Source organism: Streptomyces sp. NPDC029041 (assembly GCF_040637515.1).
In the GTDB taxonomy this organism is placed as follows: Bacteria; Actinomycetota; Actinomycetes; order Streptomycetales; family Streptomycetaceae; genus Streptomyces.
Genome location: NZ_JBEZWO010000008.1, coordinates 140,471 through 158,098, shown reverse-complemented (window position 1 = coordinate 158,098; position 17,628 = coordinate 140,471). Strand labels below are relative to the sequence as shown.

The 17,628-nt window shown below is 70.4% G+C and carries 16 protein-coding genes; 10 read left to right on the top strand and 6 right to left on the bottom strand.

The features are described 5' to 3' along the window. The coding region (locus tag AB0F04_RS21975; protein ID WP_362043678.1) for a helix-turn-helix transcriptional regulator at positions 1 to 682 on the bottom strand (682 nt) is incomplete at its 3' end. Positions 683 to 801: 119 nt separating this feature from the next. Between AB0F04_RS21975 and AB0F04_RS21970 the strand changes: the two genes are divergently transcribed. From AB0F04_RS21970 to AB0F04_RS21960, 3 genes are all read left to right on the top strand, one after another. Beyond that, positions 802 to 1,233 (top strand): ATP-binding protein, encoded by a 432-nt coding sequence (locus AB0F04_RS21970; protein WP_362043676.1) that lies wholly within the window; start codon positions 802 to 804, stop codon positions 1,231 to 1,233. Between the two features lie 333 nt (positions 1,234 to 1,566). After that, complete coding sequence (locus tag AB0F04_RS21965; protein WP_362044266.1) at positions 1,567 to 2,466, top strand: helix-turn-helix domain-containing protein; 900 nt, start codon at positions 1,567 to 1,569, stop codon at positions 2,464 to 2,466. Between the two features lie 47 nt (positions 2,467 to 2,513). After that, a complete protein-coding gene (locus AB0F04_RS21960; protein WP_362043674.1) occupies positions 2,514 to 3,125 on the top strand; it encodes a Uma2 family endonuclease in 612 nt (203 codons plus the stop codon). A 429-nt stretch (positions 3,126 to 3,554) separates the two neighbouring features. On the opposite strand, the gene aspS is transcribed toward AB0F04_RS21960, so the two are convergent. Then, positions 3,555 to 5,318 (bottom strand): aspartate--tRNA ligase, encoded by a 1,764-nt coding sequence (gene aspS, locus AB0F04_RS21955; RefSeq protein WP_362043672.1) that lies wholly within the window; start codon positions 5,316 to 5,318, stop codon positions 3,555 to 3,557. 178 nt (positions 5,319 to 5,496) lie between these two features. Between aspS and AB0F04_RS21950 the strand changes: the two genes are divergently transcribed. Continuing rightward, the gene (locus AB0F04_RS21950; RefSeq protein WP_362043670.1) at positions 5,497 to 7,635 is read left to right on the top strand and encodes a SpoIIE family protein phosphatase; all 2,139 of its coding nucleotides are present in this window, start codon (positions 5,497 to 5,499) and stop codon (positions 7,633 to 7,635) included. 13 nt (positions 7,636 to 7,648) lie between these two features. Here AB0F04_RS21950 and AB0F04_RS21945 read toward each other — a convergent pair whose 3' ends face one another. From AB0F04_RS21945 to AB0F04_RS21935, 3 genes are all read right to left on the bottom strand, one after another. Continuing rightward, positions 7,649 to 8,728, bottom strand: a complete 1,080-nt coding sequence (locus tag AB0F04_RS21945; RefSeq protein WP_362043669.1) for an AI-2E family transporter — start codon at positions 8,726 to 8,728, stop codon at positions 7,649 to 7,651. An 85-nt stretch (positions 8,729 to 8,813) separates the two neighbouring features. After that, positions 8,814 to 9,791 carry a pirin family protein gene (locus tag AB0F04_RS21940; RefSeq protein ID WP_362043667.1) on the bottom strand — a complete coding sequence of 326 codons (978 nt, stop codon included), beginning with the start codon at positions 9,789 to 9,791 and terminating at the stop codon, positions 8,814 to 8,816. A 271-nt stretch (positions 9,792 to 10,062) separates the two neighbouring features. Then, on the bottom strand, positions 10,063 to 10,527 hold the full coding sequence (locus tag AB0F04_RS21935) for an SseB family protein (RefSeq protein WP_030846788.1): 465 nt from the start codon (positions 10,525 to 10,527) through the stop codon (positions 10,063 to 10,065). Between the two features lie 121 nt (positions 10,528 to 10,648). On the opposite strand from AB0F04_RS21935, the gene AB0F04_RS21930 reads away from it, so the two are divergent. The 5 genes from AB0F04_RS21930 (at position 10,649) to AB0F04_RS21910 (ending at position 15,728) form a co-directional block, all read left to right on the top strand. Further along, on the top strand, positions 10,649 to 11,455 hold the full coding sequence (locus AB0F04_RS21930) for an intradiol ring-cleavage dioxygenase (RefSeq protein ID WP_362043665.1): 807 nt from the start codon (positions 10,649 to 10,651) through the stop codon (positions 11,453 to 11,455). 134 nt (positions 11,456 to 11,589) lie between these two features. Next, positions 11,590 to 13,416, top strand: a complete 1,827-nt coding sequence (locus AB0F04_RS21925) for an acyl-CoA dehydrogenase (RefSeq protein ID WP_362043664.1) — start codon at positions 11,590 to 11,592, stop codon at positions 13,414 to 13,416. A gap of 76 nt (positions 13,417 to 13,492) precedes the next feature. After that, entirely contained in the window at positions 13,493 to 14,791 is a 1,299-nt protein-coding gene (locus tag AB0F04_RS21920) for a M18 family aminopeptidase (protein ID WP_362043662.1), read from the top strand. A gap of 88 nt (positions 14,792 to 14,879) precedes the next feature. After that, entirely contained in the window at positions 14,880 to 15,131 is a 252-nt protein-coding gene (locus AB0F04_RS21915) for a DUF6458 family protein (protein WP_362043660.1), read from the top strand. A 105-nt stretch (positions 15,132 to 15,236) separates the two neighbouring features. Then, positions 15,237 to 15,728 (top strand): LURP-one-related family protein, encoded by a 492-nt coding sequence (locus AB0F04_RS21910; protein ID WP_362043658.1) that lies wholly within the window; start codon positions 15,237 to 15,239, stop codon positions 15,726 to 15,728. A 25-nt stretch (positions 15,729 to 15,753) separates the two neighbouring features. On the opposite strand, the gene AB0F04_RS21905 is transcribed toward AB0F04_RS21910, so the two are convergent. After that, positions 15,754 to 16,551, bottom strand: a complete 798-nt coding sequence (locus AB0F04_RS21905; RefSeq protein WP_362043656.1) for a carbon-nitrogen family hydrolase — start codon at positions 16,549 to 16,551, stop codon at positions 15,754 to 15,756. 181 nt (positions 16,552 to 16,732) lie between these two features. Between AB0F04_RS21905 and AB0F04_RS21900 the strand changes: the two genes are divergently transcribed. After that, positions 16,733 to 17,557 carry a maleylpyruvate isomerase family mycothiol-dependent enzyme gene (locus AB0F04_RS21900; RefSeq protein WP_362043654.1) on the top strand — a complete coding sequence of 275 codons (825 nt, stop codon included), beginning with the start codon at positions 16,733 to 16,735 and terminating at the stop codon, positions 17,555 to 17,557. Positions 17,558 to 17,628: the final 71 nt, after the last annotated feature.

The following is a 17,628-nucleotide window of genomic DNA, read 5'->3' as shown; positions in this document are numbered from 1 at the left end:
TCAAGCCGGCGTGCTCCTCGCGGTCCATCGGCATCACCTGAAGCTCGACGTTCCGCAACTGGCCCATGTCCAGCAAGTGCTCAAGCTGACGCCGCAACGCGGCCTTCCCACCGAGTGGGCGACGCAGCGTCCACTCCTCCAGGACAAAACTGAGCTCAGGCGCCGGTTCCCGATCGAACACCGACTTGCGGGCCACTCGCGCGGCGATGAATCGCTCCACCTCGTCCTCGGTGTAAGCAGGGCGCCGCATCAGAAGCAATCCCCGAGCGTATTCCGGGGTCTGCAGCAGTCCGTGAAGGTTCAGCGGATCGTACAGCTGCAGCTCGACCGCCCTGGCCTCCATCTGCGCCAAGTCCCGAACCTTCTTCGGATACCGGACCCTCTTCACGTCCTCCCAAGCCGCCGCGACGAGCCCACCCGCTCCCAGCACCTCGTCGGCCTTGTCCAGATACTCCTGCCGAGGAATCCGCTTCCCGCCCTCGACCTTGTAGACCAGGTCCTCCCCGTATCCCACCGCCGTCGCGAACTCGGCGGCCCGCATCCCCACCGCCTCACGCCGCAGCCTCAACTGCCGCCCCACCGTGGCGATCACGGCCACTCCCCACTCGTCGTCCGGGTCCACCTCCCACCCCGGCTCGTCCGCTTCCCCACCGAGCCGACGCACCTCGCCGTCCACCGTCATGCCGCACCTTCCGTCGTACTGCCGACAGCCCGGACAAGGGCCGACAAGCCCCGGACAGTCACTCTACGTACCTCCGCTGTCACTGTTCACGGTAGGCAGGTACCGCCACGCTCAGTCACGTGAATCAGGAAAAGTCCACCCAACTTCTCGCACCCACCGAGCACTTCAGCGTCCTGTTGTCGTCCACCCCACGCGGAGCCCGCCTCGCCCGGCTCCTGGCCCGGGAGTGGATGCGCACCGCGGAGATGCCCCACCGCATCACCGGGGCCGCCGAACACCTCGTCGCCGAACTCGCCGCGAACGCCGCCACCCACGGGCGGCTCCCCGGCCGGGACTTCCGCCTCGTACTCCGGACGCAAGGCGAAGCCCTCCGTATCGAGGTCACGGACACCCGGGGTGACGACCTCCCCCGCCACCACCCAGCCGCCCCCGACGCCGAGTCAGGCCGCGGCCTCCTCCTCGTAGAGGCCCTCGCCGACCGCTGGGGCGTGCGGACCGGGCCGGTCCCCCGCAAGACCGTATGGGCGGAACTCGATCTGCCGAACCTCTGACCAGCCAAAACGACACAGGCACCGTGACCCGGCCGCGTGTGCTCCGGTGCCGTCGGCGGTCTTCCCCAAGAAACACGAGAGGGAAAGAAACCGCACCAAGCCCCACCCCTCCCGCCCACGGCGCACACTCACTCCGGAGAGTGAACATCACCAACTGAACTGGATGTGGGACCGGTTGCCTGCCCTACGCTCAGCGCAACACCGAGCACCACGGAACAACCCCCAGACAGGCAACGGCCCTCGCCGGGACTGGCATCCCAATGCGAGGGCCTGACCACCAAGGAAGTCAGACCCTTCCCGATGGACACCACCAAGGAAGTCAGACCCTTCCCGATGGACACCCAAAACCCTAGCGTGCGCCCCCACGCCCAGTCCCGTAACAGCGGCAAAAACCACCCGCACCGGCACACCGGCGGGCACGCCCGCCCCGGCGGCGGCGTCATCCACGACAACACCCGCCACACCACCCGCTTCACGGTGATCGGCAACCACCTCACGCAGCACCCCGACCTGTCGCTCCTCGCGATCGGACTGGCCTGCCACATCCAGTCGCTGCCCACCGGCGCGGGCATCGACATCAAGTCCCTCGCCGCCCGCTTCCCCGAGGGCCCCACCCGGATCGCCGCCGCCCTGCGCGAGCTGGAGACCCACGGCTATCTGAGCCGCACCCGCGAACGCACACCAACCGGCCGCATCGTCACCCGCACCGTCTCCTGCAACCAGCCGCGAGGCCACCGCGACCACGACAGGCCCGAAGCGGCACCGCCCAAGCCCCCGCCCCGCCGATCGGCAACCGCCCCTCAGCAGAAACGCCGCGCCCTCCCCGCCGTGCCCAAACCCGCGTACATCTCCCCCACCCTCCTCCAGGCAGCCACCGATGTCCTGGCCGCCCTGCGCCGCACCGACCCCCGCCTGCTCCTCTCCGCCACGGACACCGAACACCTCGCCCCCGGTGTCGCCGCCTGGCTGGAACGGGACCTCACCCCCACCGCCGTACGACACGCCCTGACCAGCGACCTGCCACCAGAGCCCCTGCGCCGCCCGGCCGCCTTCCTGGCCCACCGCCTCACGTCCCAGCTGCCACCGCTGCCGACGTACCACCGGCCCGAGCCTCCACCGGCCGCCCGGCATCCCCTCCAGAACTGCCAAGGCTGCGACCGGGCCTTCCGCGCCCCGGCCCCCGGCCGCTGCCGCGACTGCCGAACCGATCTCCCCGGGGGCCGCCTAGCATGAACGTGACGATCCTTGCCCCTGGGCACAGACGACGAGGAGCGAGCGCCATGACCATCGCCCCGGAGAACGCGCGGCAGGGCGCCTCCCACCTGTACCGGGTCATGCGGGATTTCGTTCAGTCGGCGGACGACAACCTCCCCGGCAAGTTCGAGATCACCAAGGAAGGAATCGTCCTCGACATGATGTCGCCCATGAAGCCGCACGAACTCACCGTGCTGCGCGTCCGCAAGCGCCTGGAGAAGGTGATGCCGGACGAGATCGTGGCCCACACGGGTGAGCCCGACGTGGAGGACGAGCCCGAGGGCATCATGCGGCGCCCCGACGTGATGGTGATCGCCGAGGCGGACATGGAAGGGGAGGGTTCCTTCGACCCCCGGTCGCTCGTCGCCGCCGTGGAGGTCATCTCCCGCTCGAACCCGGACAACGACTGGGTCACCAAGATGCGCGACTACCCCCTGATGGGCGTCCCCGTCTACGCGATCTTCGACCCCCGCACCGGCACCGGCACGGTCCTCACCGACATCCACGCCACCCCCGACGGCCCCCGCTATGCCACCCGCAAGGACTTCGTCTACGGGGAGGACGTCACCATCGCCGACTGGACGATCACCACCGAGAACCTGCCACGTTACGAGAGCGGCACCGGCGAGCAGCGCTGAGCCTCTGACGCGACTTCTACGTCCTCAGCAACGCCGCGAGACGGGTAGCGGTCCGCTCGCCCGCCCGCTGCCTGATCAAGCCCTCCTTCGCGACGACACGGATCGTCCGTCGATCCCCACCGGATCCCGGCCACCCCCAGCCGGCCCTTCGCCCCGCTCGTCCGAGCACGGAGGCGACGCGCTCGACGGCGTCTTCGAACGGCAGGGCGACCACCAGGTCGATCCGTGAACGTTTTTCCTCATCAGCCTGGCCACGAGGCGGGTCGAGCCACCCCAGGCCCCGACAGCGGCAGCCAGAGCCGCAAGCTCCTCGGCCGGTGTCCGGTCCTCGTCGTCGTCCACACGCCCCCCTTCCCCTTGGAGACGAAAGTGGCTCGGAACCGGCGCCGGTTCCGAGCCACTCAAAGGCGTTCAAGAGAACGCGATCGCCTACTTCGGCTGCGGCTTGCGCACCGACAGGTGCAGCTCCTTCAGCCGCGCCTCGTCCAGCTCCGTCGGCGCGCCCATCATCAGGTCCTGGGCGTTGCCGTTGAGCGGGAAGGAGATGGTCTCGCGGATGTTGGGCTCGTCGGCGAGCAGCATGACGATGCGGTCGACGCCCGGGGCGATGCCGCCGTGCGGCGGGGCGCCAAAGCGCAGGGCGCGCAGCATGCCCGCGAACTTCTCCTCGACGGTCTCGCGGTCGTACCCGGCGATCTCGAAGGCCTTGAGCATGATCTCCGGCTCGTGGTTCCGGATCGCGCCGGAGGACAGCTCGACACCGTTGCAGACGATGTCGTACTGCCAGCCGAGGATGTCCAGCGGGTCCTGGGTCTCCAGGGCCTCCAGGCCACCCTGCGGCATGGAGAAGGGGTTGTGCGAGAAGTCGATCGCGCCGGTCTCCTCGTCCTTCTCGTACATCGGGAAGTCGACGATCCAGCAGAACCGGAACACGCCCTCCTCGAAGTGCCCGGCACGCTTGGCGGCCTCGACCCGCACCGCGCCCATGATCTTGGAGACCTCGTCGAACTCGCCGGCGCCGAAGAAGACGGCGTGGCCGGCCGAGAGCGACAGACGCTTGGTCAGCTCGGCGACGTTCTCCTCGGTGAGGAACTTCGCGATCGGGCCGGACAGCGAGCCGTCCTCGGCGACACGGACCCAGGCCAGGCCCTTGGCGCCCTGCGAGACGGCGTAGTCACCGAGCTGGTCGAAGAACTTGCGCGGCTGGCCCGAGACGTCCGGCACGGGCAGGGCGCGGACGTGCTTGCCGGCGAACGCCTTGAACTCCGAGCCCTCGAAGACGTCGGTGATGTCGACGAGTTCGAGCTGGGCGCGCAGGTCGGGCTTGTCGGAGCCGTACTTCAGCATCGCCTCGCGGAACGGGATCCGCGGGAACGGCGAGGTGACGTGACGGCCGCCGCCGAACTCCTCGAACAGCTCGGTCATGAGCTTCTCGACGGGCTGGAAGACGTCCTCCTGCTCGACGAAGCTCATCTCGATGTCGAGCTGGTAGAACTCGCCCGGCGAGCGGTCGGCGCGCGCGTCCTCGTCACGGAAGCAGGGCGCGATCTGGAAGTACCGGTCGAAGCCGGAGATCATCAGCAGCTGCTTGAACTGCTGGGGCGCCTGGGGAAGGGCGTAGAACTTGCCCGGGTTCAGGCGGGAGGGGACGACGAAGTCGCGGGCGCCCTCGGGGGAGGTCGCGGACAGGATCGGCGTCGCCATCTCGTTGAACCCGAGGGCGACCATCTTCGAGCGGATCGAAGCGATCACCGACGACCGCAGCATGATGTTCTTGTGCATGCGCTCGCGGCGCAGGTCCAGGAAGCGGTACTCAAGGCGCCGCTCCTCGTTGACCCCGTCCTCGGTGTTGATCGTGAACGGCAGCGGGGCGGCCGCGCCGAGCAGCTCGACCTCGCCGACCTCGACCTCGACCTCACCGGTCGGCAGCTCGGGGTTGATGTTCTCGGCACCCCGGGAGACGACCTTGCCGTCGACGCGGACGGTCGACTCCTTGGAGAGCTTGTCGAGGGCCTCGTAGGCGGGGGTGCCGGGTCGGGCCACGAGCTGCGTGATGCCGTAGTGATCGCGCAGATCGATGAAGAGGATGCCGCCCAGGTCGCGCCGATTGTGCAGCCAGCCACTCAGCCGGACGTCGCTGCCGACGTCAGAGGAGCGGAGCTCGCCGCAGGTGTGGGACCTGTACCGATGCATCGTCGTTCATCCAGTCTTCGCTGATCGGGGTCTGTGTTTCACGTGAAACGCCTCCCCAGCGTACCGGGCAGGCGAAGATCAGCTCTCCCCAGTTGTCGATCGAGCACGCCGTGGCCGTCGTTGCGGCGCGTGTCGCCATCGGTGGCAGCGGGCGAGCGCGTGTTCTTAAAGTAGGCCAATGCGCACTGGCGAGCCTCTGCCCGCCGTGGGGGAGGCCCTCGCCGCCCTCGCGACCGGCCTGTGGCACTGGGACACCGCCACCGGGCTGGTCACGGTCGATGCCGAGGCGGCCCGGTTGCTCGGGCTGCCCGCCGAGCAGATCAGCCTCACGGAGGCCCAGGCCCGGGCCCGGCTGCACCCGGTCGACTGGAACGAGATCACCGGCGTGATCCAGCTGGCCGTGGCCGAGGGCACCCTGGCCGAGGTCCGGATCCGGATCATGGACGAGCAGGGCCGGGTCGTCCGGATCGTCCGCAGCCGCTCCAAACCGTCCTTCGACCGGGCCCTCAAGGCGTACCGGATGATCGGCACGCTCCAGGAGGTCACCGAGCCGACGCCGGGCACCCCGGCCGGGCGCAGCGCGGTGACCGGGGACTGGCGGCGCTCCCGGGAGGCGTTCCTGCTGGACGCGGGCCGGGCGCTGGCCGAGGCGCGCTCCACCCAGGAGGTCCTGCGCGTCACGGCGAACCTGTCGATGCCCGGGTTCTCGCCGGACGGTCTCGCCGTGTTCGGGGTCTCGGGCGACCGCCTGACGGTCATCGGCCACCACGGGCAGCAGCGGGGCACCGAGAACCCCTTCTCGGAGATGCCGCTGGACACCGACTACCCGGCCGCGGAGGTGGTGCGGACCGGCCGGGCCGTGTACCTGTCCTCCGCCGAGCAGTACAAGGCCCGCTACCCGCTGACCTGGCCGCTCGCAGAGCGCTTCGGCCGCCGCTCCTGGGCGTTCCTGCCGCTGACCGTGGCCGGGCGCACGATGGGGGCGTGGATGGCGGCGTTCACCTACCCGGTGGCGTTCACCCCGGACGAGCGGTCCGTGCTGGCGACGGTGGCCCGGATGCTGGCACAGGCCCTGACCCGGGCGGGCCTGGCCGAGAGCGAGCGGGCCCTGACCGACGGCCTGCAGCGCACGATGCTGCCGAGGCTCGGACCCCAGCGCATCCCGGGCATGAGCGTCGCCGCCCGCTACGTCCCCACCGGTGGCGGACTCCAGGTCGGCGGCGACTGGTACGACGTGATCCCCCTGCCCAGTGGACGGTTCGCCCTGGTCATCGGTGACGTACAGGGCCATGACGTCCGGGCGGCGGGCCTGATGGGGCAGTTGCGGATCGCCCTGCGGGCCTACGCGTCGGAGGGCCACCGCCCGGACGCGGTGCTGTCACGGGCCTCCCGCTTCCTGCACGGCATCAGCGACGAGGATCCGGCCGATGCGCGCTTCGCGACGTGCGTGTACGTCGAGGTCGACCCCTCGACGGGGGTGCTGGACATCGCCCGCGCCGGACACCCGGATCCGGCGATCCGGATGGCCGACGGCACGGTGATGACCCGGCCGACGTCCGGCGGGCTGCCGCTGGGCATCGACCCGGACGCCGACTACCCCACGACCCGGCTCATCCTGGAATCCGGCGAGACGATGCTGATCTGCACGGACGGCCTGCTCGAGACCGGCGGACATGACCTGGAGACCGGCTGGCGGCGGCTGCGCCTGATCCTGGAGGAGCACAAGGGCGATCTGGAGGAGCTCGCCGACACCCTGGTGCAGGCCGTTCACGGGCCGTCCTCGCACCACACCACCGGGCCGCTGGCCGACCGCCGCGAGGACGACATCGCGATGCTGCTGCTGAGCCGCGAGGGCGGGGGCTGCGGCTGCGGCGACGCGATGACCGTACGGCCGCCGGTGCGGCGCTCGGTGCTGACCGTCGCGCAGGCCGAGCCCGAGCGGGTCGCCGTCGCCCGCCAGCAGCTGCGCGAGCTGCTGCACGACTGGGCCTCACGCGACCAGGTCGACTCGGCGGTGCTGCTGCTGTCGGAGATGCTGACGAACGTCCTCGTGCACACCGACTCCGACGCGCTGCTGGTCGCCGAGATCACCGGCGAGGTGGGCGGGCGGCGGTTGCGCATCGAGGTCACCGACGCCGGCGACGACCTGCCGCACCGACGCAGCCCCGGTGAACTGGCCTCGTCCGGCCGCGGCCTGGTGCTGATCGAACTGCTCGCGCACGCCTGGGGGGTGGACCCACGCGGCGAGGGCAAGAGCATCTGGTTCGAGCTCTACGAGTCCACGAACGGCTCGGGCGACGGCTCCTGGTCCCCCTAGCGCTCAGGGGCACTCACGCCTCCTTCGACGAAGGCCCGGGCACCGGCGGCTCCTGTTCGCCGTAGCGCGTGCGCAGTTCCTGGATGACGCCGAAGGCCGCCGCCGTGAGCGGGACGGCCAGCAGCATGCCGAGGACTCCGGCGACGGACGCCCCGGCCGTGATGGTCACCATCACCACCGCCGGATGCATCTGCACGGTCCGGCTCTGGATCATCGGCTGGAGCACGTGCCCCTCCAGCACCTGCACGGCCAGGACCACGCCGAGCGCCCACAGCGCGATGACGAACCCCCGGTCGGCGAGCGCGACCAGCACGGCCAGGGCTCCCGAGATGAACGCGCCGAGATAGGGGATGTACGCGCCGACGAAGACCAGCGCGCCCAGCCCGGGTGCGCCGGGCACGTCGAGGACGAGCAGCCCCACGGTGATGCAGAGGGCGTCGATGAGGGCGATGAGGGTGGTGCCGCGCATGAACCCCTCGACGGCCCTCAGAGCCCGCCGCGCCATGGCCTCCAGGACGTCCGCCGACCCGCGGGGCGACAAGGACCGCAGCGTCCCGGCGGCCTTGTCGGAATCGCGCAGGAAGAAGAAGACGAGCAGCAGCGCGAGGACGGCCATGGCGATGGACTCGCCGACCACGCTGACGCCGCTGATCACGCCGGAGGCGGCCGTACCGCCGAACTTGCCCAGCAGCTCCCGGGCGTTGGAGGCGAGGTCGTCCAGCGAGGTGCCGGCCGCCCCGAAGTGCTCGGAGACGCCCCGGGCGGCCTCCTTGAGCGAGGCGACGATCTCGTCGCCGGTGTCGATGAGCGCGGCGACGACGATGTACACGGCACCGCCGACCACGGCGACCACCGCGACACAGGTGAGCCCGGCCGCGAGAGACCGGTGCACCCCGGCCTTGACCAGCCGCCGGTGCAGCGGCCCGAGCAGCGCCGTCCCGAGCAGCGCGAGCAGCACGGGCACGACGGCGGTCCGGAACTCCACGACCAGCCGGATGCCGACGTAGACGGCTCCGGCGGCGAGCAGCAGGACGGCACACCAGGCGGCGAAACGCCGGGCGGCTTCGGGGAGCAGCGGGGTGGAGGCCTGCACATGCCCACCCGACCACGCCCCGGGCGGGCCGTCCCGTCAGGGAGGCCCGCCAGGGTGACGGGGCGTCAGCCGACCCCGTGCCGCGTCAGTCCTGCGGACCGCTCGCGGTCATCCCGTGCACCGCCGGGACCGTGCCCAGGCGGCCCTTCTGGAAGTCCTCGAAGGCCTGCATGAGCTCGTCCTTGGTGTTCATGACGAACGGGCCGTAGTGGGCCATCGGCTCGCGGATGGGCTGCCCGCCGAGCAGGACGACCTCCATGTCCGGCGTGTGCCCGTCCTGCTTCTCGTCCGCGCGGACGGTCAGCGAGGAACCCGCGCCGAAGACCGCGGTCTGGCCCATGTGGAGGGGACGCCGCTCGGCACCGACCGCGCCCTTGCCCGCCAGGACGTACGCCAGGCCGTTGAAGTCCTCGCGCCACGGCAGGGTGAGCTCCGCGCCCGGCGCGAGGGTCGCGTGGACCATCGTGATCGGCGTGTGCGTGATGCCGGGGCCCTCGTGGCCGTCCAGCTCACCGGCGATGACGCGCAGCAGCGCACCACCGTCGGGGGAGGTGAGCAGCTGGACCGAGCCGCTGCGGATGTCCTGGTAGCGCGGGGCCATCATCTTGTCCTTGGCCGGGAGGTTCACCCACAGCTGCAGGCCGTGGAAGAGCCCGCCGGAGACGACGAGATGCTCGGGTGGGGCCTCGATGTGCAGCAGGCCCGAGCCCGCGGTCATCCACTGGGTGTCCCCGTTGGTGATGGTGCCGCCACCGCCGTTGGAGTCCTGGTGGTCGAAGATCCCGTCGATGATGTAGGTGACGGTCTCGAAGCCGCGGTGCGGGTGCCAGGGCGTGCCCTTGGGCTCGCCCGGCGCGTACTCCACCTCGCCCATCTGGTCCATCATGATGAACGGGTCGAGATGGCGGTAGTTGATCCCCGCGAACGCCCGGCGTACCGGGAAGCCCTCGCCCTCGAAACCGCTCGGAGCGGTCGTGACGGCAAGGACGGGACGGGCCACGGCGTCGGCCGGCGCGGTCACGCGGGGCAGCGTCAACGGGTTCTCGACGGTCACTGCAGGCATGTCGGTTCCTCCTCGTGTACGCCCAGTTTAGTTGAGCGTTGAACTTTCTGCTACCCGGAACAGAGAAAACCCGGAGGGCATTCCCACCCGGGGGACGGCGCAGCGAACCACGGGAGACGGGCATGACGAAAGGCCGTCACCCCGTCGCGGGTGACGGCCCTCGGGCACCGGTGTCGGATTCGCCCACGGCCTGGAGGCCGTCCTCGACGGTCCGGCGTCCGCCTGCCGAGCCGGTGGGACGTCTCAGCCGCCGTCTGCGCAGCGATGGCGCCTAGCCATACATGCGGCGCATCGCGAACTCGACCATCTGCTCCACGGCCTTCGCGTCGAACACCATGCGGTGCTCGCCCTCCATGTCGAGGACGAAGCCGTAGCCGGTCGGCAGCAGGTCCAGCACCTCCGCGCCGGTGATCACGAAGTACTTGGACTCCTTGCCCGCGTACCGGCGCAGCTCCTTGAGCGTGCTGAACATCGGGATCACGGGCTGCTGGGTGTTGTGCAGGGCGAGGAAGCCGGGGTTGTCGCCACGCGGGCAGTAGACCTTCGAGGTGGCGAAGACCTGCTGGAAGTCCTCGGCGGCCATCTGCCCGGTGGTGAAGGCGCGCACCGCGTCCGTGAGGGAGGGCGGGGACGGCTCGGGGTACAGCGGCGGCTGCTGCCCGTATCCGCCGGACATCGGCTGCTGCGGAGGGGCGTACTGCCCTTGCGGGCCCGCTGTCTGGTCGTAGCCGTACATGAGCGCAAGCGTACCGAGAGCGGACGGGCGGGCGGGCCGGTACGGCCGGTCAGGGAAACCGACAGCGAGTCGACAGCGCCGGGCCGTGGATCGGCCCGGCCCGCGCTCGTAGCGTCGTGGCATGAGCGCACGCCCCGGCCAGAGCCCGCCCGCGCACGACGGGGGCCTCGCCCTCGACCTGCCCGTCCTCGCCCGGCGCCGGATGATCCGGCTGATGGCGGGCGTGAGCCTGGTCCCGCTGGCGGGCTGCACGTCCGAGTCCCCGGAGGGGACCCCGGAGTCGTCCTCGCCCGGCGGGTGCGCGGAGATCCCCGAGGAGACGGCCGGGCCCTTCCCCGGCGACGGCTCGAACGGTGTGAACGTGCTGAGGGAGAGCGGGGTCGTGCGCAGCGACATCACGCGGAGTTTCGGCGACTCCGCGGGCGGCACGGCCGAGGGCGTGCCGCTGACGGTCCGGCTCACGGTGGTGGACGCGGCCTCCGGCTGCGGGGCACCGAAGAAGGGAGCGGCCGTCTACCTCTGGCACTGCGACCGGGAGGGCGCCTACTCCTTGTATTCCGAGGGCGTCACGGAGGAGAACTACCTGCGGGGCGTGCAGGAGGCGGACGACCGGGGCCGGGTCACGTTCACCAGCGTCTTCCCGGGCTGCTACCCGGGCCGCTGGCCGCACCTGCACTTCGAGGTCTACGGCAGCCTCGCCGACGCCACCGCGGCGACGTCGATCACGAACACCTCGCAGCTCGCCTTCCCGAAGGACGTCTGCGACGCGGTCTACGCCACGGACGGCTATGGCGCGAGCGTGCCGAATCTGGCCGGCCTGTCCCTGGAGGACGACGGTATTTTCAGCGACGGCCACGACCGCCAGCTGGCGACGATGACGGGCAGCGCGAAGGACGGCTACACCGCGGCATTGACCGTTCCGGTGTGACCTGTCACAGATGACGGATCGGGGTTGCTTCTTATTACCGACGGGTAGCATCATCGTAGCTACTTGTTGGTACGTGAACTAGCGCGAGGATCCAGTGCCTCGCCGATCTCTCTACGGAGCCGGGAGCCGTCGCCATGGGGCACTACAAGTCGAATCTCCGCGACATCGAGTTCAACCTCTTCGAAGTACTCGGGCGCGACAAGGTGTACGGCACCGGCCCGTTCGAGGAGATGGACGTCGAGACCGCGAAGAGCATCCTGGAAGAGATGACGCGCCTCTCGGAGAACGAGCTGGCCGAGTCCTTCATCGACGCCGACCGCAACCCGCCGGTCTTCGACCCGGAGACCAACACCGCGCCGGTCCCCGCGTCCTTCAAGAAGAGCTACCAGGCCTTCATGGACTCCGAGTACTGGCGCCTGGGCCTGCCCGAGGAGATCGGCGGCACCACCTCGCCCCGCTCCCTGATCTGGGCCTACGCCGAGCTCATCCTGGGCGCCAACCCGGCCGTGTGGATGTACTCCTCGGGCCCGGCGTTCGCCGGCATCCTCTTCGAGGAGGGCAACGAGGTCCAGAAGCACATAGCCCAGGTCGCCACGGAGAAGCAGTGGGGCTCCACGATGGTGCTCACCGAGCCCGACGCGGGCTCCGACGTGGGCGCCGGCCGCACCAAGGCCGTGCAGCAGGAGGACGGCTCCTGGCACATCGAGGGCGTGAAGCGCTTCATCACCTCCGGTGAGCACGACATGTCGGAGAACATCCTCCACTACGTGCTGGCCCGCCCCGAGGGCGCAGGACCCGGCACCAAGGGCCTGTCCCTGTTCCTCGTCCCGAAGTACCTCTTCGACTTCGAGACCGGCGAGCTGGGCGAGCGCAACGGCGTCTACGCCACCAACGTCGAGCACAAGATGGGCCTGAAGGCCTCCAACACCTGCGAGATGACCTTCGGCGACCAGCACCCCGCCAAGGGCTGGCTGATCGGCGACAAGCACGACGGCATCCGCCAGATGTTCCGCATCATCGAGTTCGCCCGCATGATGGTCGGCACGAAGGCGATCTCCACGCTCTCCACGGGCTACCTCAACGCCCTGGAGTACGCCAAGGAGCGCGTCCAGGGCCCCGACCTGGCGAACTTCATGGACAAGACCGCGCCCAAGGTCACCATCACCCACCACCCCGACGTGCGCCGCTCGCTCATGACGCAGAAGGCGTACGCCGAGGGCATGCGCGCGCTGGTGCTGTACACCGCCTCCATCCAGGACGAGATCCAGGTCAAGGAGGCCGCCGGCGAGGACACCTCCGCCCTGGAGGCGCTGAACGACCTGCTCCTGCCCATCGTCAAGGGCTACGGCTCCGAGAAGGGCTACGAGCAGCTCGCCCAGTCGCTGCAGACCTTCGGCGGCTCCGGCTTCCTGCAGGAGTACCCGATCGAGCAGTACATCCGGGACTCCAAGATCGACACCCTCTACGAGGGCACCACGGCCATCCAGGGCCAGGACTTCTTCTTCCGGAAGATCGTCCGCAACCAGGGCGCCGCGCTGAACTCCCTCGCCGAGGACATCAAGAAGTTCCTGGCGCTCGGTGAGGGCGGCGAGGAGCTCGGCGCGGCCCGCGAGCACCTCGCCAAGGCCGCCGTCGAGCTGGAGGCCATCGTCGGCCTGATGCTCACCGACCTCGCGGCCACCGAGCAGGACGTCAAGAACATCTACAAGGTGGGCCTCAACAGCACCCGCCTGCTGATGGCCTCCGGTGACGTCGTCGTCGGCTACCTGCTGCTCAAGGGCGCCGCGGTGGCCGCCGAGAAGCTGGAGACGGCCGGCTCCAAGGACAAGGCCTTCTACACCGGCAAGATCGCCGCCGCGAAGTTCTTCGCCGCCAACGTCCTGCCGGGCGTCACCCTGGCCCGCAAGGTCGCCGAGGGTGTCGAGCTGGACCTGATGGAGCTGGACGAGGCCGCGTTCTAGATCTTTCACGTCCTCTGTGCGAGGGCCCGTTCCCCTACCCGGGGAACGGGCCCTCGTCCGTCGTTACAGTGAACCCATGACCGAACGAGCCCGCTTCGACCGCGGCCACACCGACGACCTCATGACCTTCCTGGCGGCGAGCCCCTCGCCGTACCACGCCGTGGCGAACGCCGCCGAGCGGCTGGAGAAGGCGGGCTTCAGGCAGGTCGCCGAGACGGACGCCTGGGACGGGACGAGCGGCGGCAAGTACGTGCTGCGCGGCGGCGCGATCGTCGCCTGGTACGTGCCGGAGGGCGCCGCGCCCCACACGCCGTTCCGGATCGTCGGCGCCCACACCGACTCCCCCAACCTGCGCGTCAAGCCCCTCCCCGACAGCGGGGCGCACGGCTGGCGCCAGGTGGCCGTGGAGATCTACGGCGGACCGCTGCTCAACTCCTGGCTGGACCGCGACCTCGGCATCGCGGGCCGCCTCACCCTGCGCGACGGCTCGACGCGCCTGGTCAACGTCGACCGGCCGCTGCTGCGCGTCCCGCAGCTCGCCATCCACCTGGACCGCTCGGTGACGGCCGACGGCCTCAAGCTCGACAAGCAGCGGCACATGCAGCCGGTGTGGGGCCTGGGCCACGACGTCCGCGACGGCGACCTGATCGCCTTCCTGGAGGAGACGGCCGGCGTCCCGGCGGGCGAGGTCACCGGCTGGGACCTGATGACGCACTCCGTGGAACCGCCCGCCTACCTGGGCCGCGACCGCGAGCTGCTGGCCGGCCCGCGGATGGACAACCTCCTGTCGGTGCACGCCGGGACGGCGGCCCTGGCGGCCGTGGCGTCCGGGGCGTCCGCCCCCTCCTCCATCCCGGTCCTGGCCGCCTTCGACCATGAGGAGAACGGCTCGCAGTCGGACACCGGCGCGGACGGGCCGCTGCTCGGCAACGTCCTGGAGCGCTCGGTCTTCGCGCGCGGCGGCTCCTTCGAGGACCGGGCCCGCGCCTTCGCCGGCACGGTCTGCCTGTCCTCCGACACGGGCCACGCCGTCCACCCCAACTACGCGGAGCGGCACGACCCGACGCACCACCCGCGCGTCAACGGCGGCCCGATCCTCAAGGTCAACGTCAACAACCGCTACGCCACGGACGGTTCGGGCCGCGCGGAGTTCACGGCGGCCTGCGAGGCGGCCGGTGTGCCCTTCCAGTCCTTCGTCTCCAACAACTCCATGCCCTGCGGCACCACGATCGGCCCGATCACCGCCGCCCGGCACGGCATCAGGACCGTCGACATCGGCGTGGCCATCCTGTCGATGCACAGCGTGCGCGAACTGTGCGGCGCCGACGACCCGTTCCTGCTCGCGGGCGCGCTGGCGGCGTTCCTCGAGAGGTAGAAGAGGCCGTCACCGCATGGGTGTTCCCTTCGGGGGTACCCGGTGTTCCGGGACCGGAACGGCCGGACCGTACAGGGAGGCGACACACATGGGCCTCGGCGGATGCATCATCCTCATCGCCGTGGGAGCCATCCTCACGTTCGCGACCGACTGGGACATGCAGGGGGTCAACCTCGACCTGGTCGGCATCATCCTGATGATCGTCGGACTGATCGGCGTCACCACGTTCAGCAGCATCGCCAGGCGCCGACGCGTGGTGGTGCCCCCCGCGACCCCGGTCGTGGAGGACCCGGCGGTGCACCACCGCCGCGACGGCTACAGCGACGGCTACGGGGTCTGACCCCGGAGGCCTCGCCGCTGCGCAGCGGTTCCGGCGGGCGGGAGGGCTCAGCCCTTCGGCCTATCGGCGGCGTTGCATCACCGGCCGCCGGGAAGCCCTGGTCTCATGAGATTCCTCGTGTACGACCGGCTTCTCGGGTTCGGTGACGACTACTGGATCGAGGACGACCGCGGCAGCAAGGTGTTCCTCGTCGACGGCAAGGCCCTGCGGCTGCGGGACACCTGGGAGTTGAAGGACACCCAGGGGCGCGTCCTCGTCGACATCCATCAGAAGATGCTCGCGCTGCGCGACACCATGGTGCTCCAGCGCGGCGGGGAGCCGCTGGCGACGATCCGCAGGAAGCGGCTGTCCCTGCTGCGCAACCACTACCGGGTGTCCCTGGCCGACGGCAACGAGCTGGACGTCAGCGGGAAGATCCTCGACCGGGAGTTCGCCGTCGAGTACGACGGCGAACTGCTGGCGGTGATCTCCCGGCGGTGGCTGACCCTGCGGGACACCTACGGCGTGGACGTCGTCCGCGAGGACGCGGATCCGGCGCTGCTGATCGCCGTGGCGGTGTGTGTGATCCACCTGGCGGAGAAGGAGCGGGAGGACTGAGCCGACCGGGCGGGCGCTCGCTTCGTCAGGGCCGGCGGGGAGGCCGGAGTCCCAGCACCCGGTCCTTCAGTGCCGGGAACTGCTCCCGGGTGGCGGCGACCTTCCCCGGGTCGAACTCCACCGTGAGGACCTCCTCGCCGGCGCCGGCCTGCGCCAGCACCTCACCCCACGGGTCGACCACGATCGAGTGACCGGCCTGCGGAACTCCGGCGTGCGTCCCGGCCGTTGCGCAGGCGAGGAGGAACGTCTGGTTCTCCACGGCCCGCGCCCGGGCCAGCAGCGTCCAGTGGGAGCGGCGGCGCTCCGGCCAGCCCGCCGAGACCACGAGCGTCTCGGCACCGGCGTCGACGAGACCGCGGAAGAGCTCGGGGAAGCGGAGGTCGTAGCAGGTGGACAGGCCCAGGGTCGTCGCGGGCAGACGCACCGTCACCAGCTCGGTGCCCGCGCCCATCAGCACGGCCTCGCCCTTGTCGAAGCCGAAGCGGTGGATCTTGCGGTAGGCGGCCGCCAGGTCGCCGGAGGGGGAGAAGACGAGGGAGGTGTTGTAGAGCGGCCCGTCAGGGTCCCGCTCCGGGATGGAACCGGCGTGCAGCCACACCCCCGCCTCGCTCGCGGCCTTCGCCATCGCCTCGTACGTCGGCCCCTCGAGCGGCTCGGCCTCGCGCCCGAACTCCTCGTAGGCGAAGGCGCCCGTGGTCCACAGCTCCGGCAGGACGACGAGATCGGCTCCGGCCTGTTCCCGGACCAGCGCCGTCACGCGTCGGCGGCGCGCTTCGACCGATTCGTCCTCGTTCACGGCAATCTGGATCACAGAGGCGCGCACACTACCACCGTCCTGGCATTCAAGCCGTTCACACGGGCCTACGATCGTCACACGAAAGCACTGCCGGGGTGCCTCACAGCAGCGTAACTTAGCTCGCAAGACGCCCGCCGACAGCCGCCGCCTCCCACTGGCAACGCCGCCACCACCTGCCCGTGACCGAACCGCCGAGGGGTCCCGTTCCGTGAGTCTGCATCCCACCCTCCAGCCCTACGCCGACGCCTGGACCCACTCCATCGAAGCGATATCCGAGCTGCTGCAGCCGCTCCCGGAGGCCGAGTGGAACCGGCGGACGCCGTGCCCCGGGTGGTCGGTGCGGGACGTGGTCTCACACGTCATCGGTCTGGACTGCGAGATGCTCGGCGACCCCCGGCCCATCCACAGCCTCCCGCGCGACCTCTTCCACGTCACCAACGAGCACCAGCGCTACATGGAGATGCAGGTCGACGTCCGCCGCCACCACACGGCACCGGAGATGACCTCCGAGCTGGAGTACGTGATCATCCGCCGCAACCGGCAGCTGCGGAACGAGTCGCGGGACCCGGGCACGAAGGTACGGGGGCCGCACGGCAGCGATCTCACCCTGGAGGAGTCGATGCGGCGGCACGCGTTCGACGTGTGGGTGCACGAGCAGGACCTGCGCACGGCGCTCGGCCGCCCGGGCAACCTCGACTCCCCCGGCGCGCTGATCGCCCGCGACGTGCTGCTCGGGGAGCTCCCGCGCGTGGTGGCCGAGGACGCGCAGGCGCCGCGCAGCTCGGCGATCGTCTTCGACGTGCACGGGCCCGTCGAGTTCCTGCGCACGATCCGCGTCGACATCCAGGGCCGCGGCACCCTGGAGACGGCCCCGGCCCTCGGCCCCGCCGCCACCCTCACCCTCGACTGGGAGACGTACGTCCGTCTGGCCTGCGGCCGCGTGACCCCGGAGTCGGTCTCCGACCGCCTGAAGACGGAGGGCGACCCGGAGCTGACGGCGGCGATCCTGAACAACTTCGCGGTGACGCGGTAGGAGCGGCGCACCCACCCGGCCCCGGCACCGGCCCCCGGGGGCCGGAAAAACCCCGTGCCGCCGTCCCGCCC